The 1,208-nt window shown below is 28.6% G+C and carries 2 protein-coding genes; both read right to left on the reverse strand.

Annotated features, from left to right (window positions below):
• On the reverse strand, positions 1-678 hold a 678-nt coding region (locus tag IDG60_RS14875), incomplete at its 3' end, for a YSIRK-type signal peptide-containing protein (RefSeq protein WP_206160855.1).
• A 366-nt stretch (positions 679-1,044) separates the two neighbouring features.
• A partial coding sequence (locus IDG60_RS14880) for an LPXTG cell wall anchor domain-containing protein (RefSeq protein ID WP_149890322.1) occupies positions 1,045-1,208 on the reverse strand: 164 nt, incomplete at its 5' end.

The raw sequence follows: 1,208 nt of genomic DNA on the forward strand, positions 1-1,208 counted from the left end.
TTTAGGTGCTGTACTTTTTGGCAAAATGATATCTGCATTATTTTCATTATTTGAATTACTATTGTTATCAACAAGAGTTTCAGCATTACTCTTGATAGCATCACTTTTAACATTTAATGTAGTTGATTCAGTTTTCGCATCTACCTTTTTGTTTTCCTCATTAGTTGGTTGAACATTTACCACTGATTTATTCTCTAGCAAATCAGGTTGTAACCCTTCTTGATTACTTATAGTTTGTTTAGTGTTTAAATCTTCATTCGTAGATTTTGGTGAAGCTTGCTCATCTGATTTGGCAGTTGAAACTTCAACTTTATTTCCAGTGGTAGATTGTACACTTTCTTTTTCTATTGATTTATTCCCATTTGAAGTCGTTTCATTACCTTGAGATGATACCATTTCTTTTTGATTATCATTTTTAGTATTGTCTTCTTGATTTAGTTGCTGCATATCAACTTTATCACTCGATTGATTATCACTTGCTGAAGTTGTCGCTTCGTTCAATTCTTTATTAGTACTTTCTGCAGCCTTTGCTTCTTGGTTCCCCAGACCAAAAATTAATGTTGTACCTACTAAAATTGATGCTGTTCCCACTGTGTACTTTCTAATCGAAAATTTATTTAATCGATTGGATACCATGCCTTTTCTTGTTATTGCCGTTTTATTTTCTCTGTTTAGCATTAGATTACTCCTAATTCATCAAATTTTTAAATAATACAATTTTTTTAAATACAAAAATGTATATCAATATAGTATTACATTTTTAGATAAAGCACAATACTTTAATTATTTTTCTTTATCGTAAAACGTTATTTAACATTTGTGTTTAAATAAAAGTTTTTATGAGTTTTGTAATCTTTATTTAATTATCATAAAAAATAGTATTATTTGCCCTTAAAATTAATATCTTAGCTTTTCTAATTCATAGACAATTACATTTCTGTAACAAATTAAATTGCATCTATTCCTTAAAGATTTTTTGTTTTATATCTGGGAATTTCTAAACAGAAAAAACCAGGCCACATGGACCTGGTTAAGTTAATCATATTATTTATTTTGTTTTTTACGACGACCGAATAACAATAATGATCCTAATGCCGCGAATAATCCACCGAATAATGTGCCATTATTTGAATTATTATTTTCACTACCTGTTTCTGGTAATGCTTTAGCTGTTTTATGCTGATCTTTAACCGTACTCATTGGTTTAG

The organism is Staphylococcus sp. EG-SA-2 (assembly GCF_017152085.1).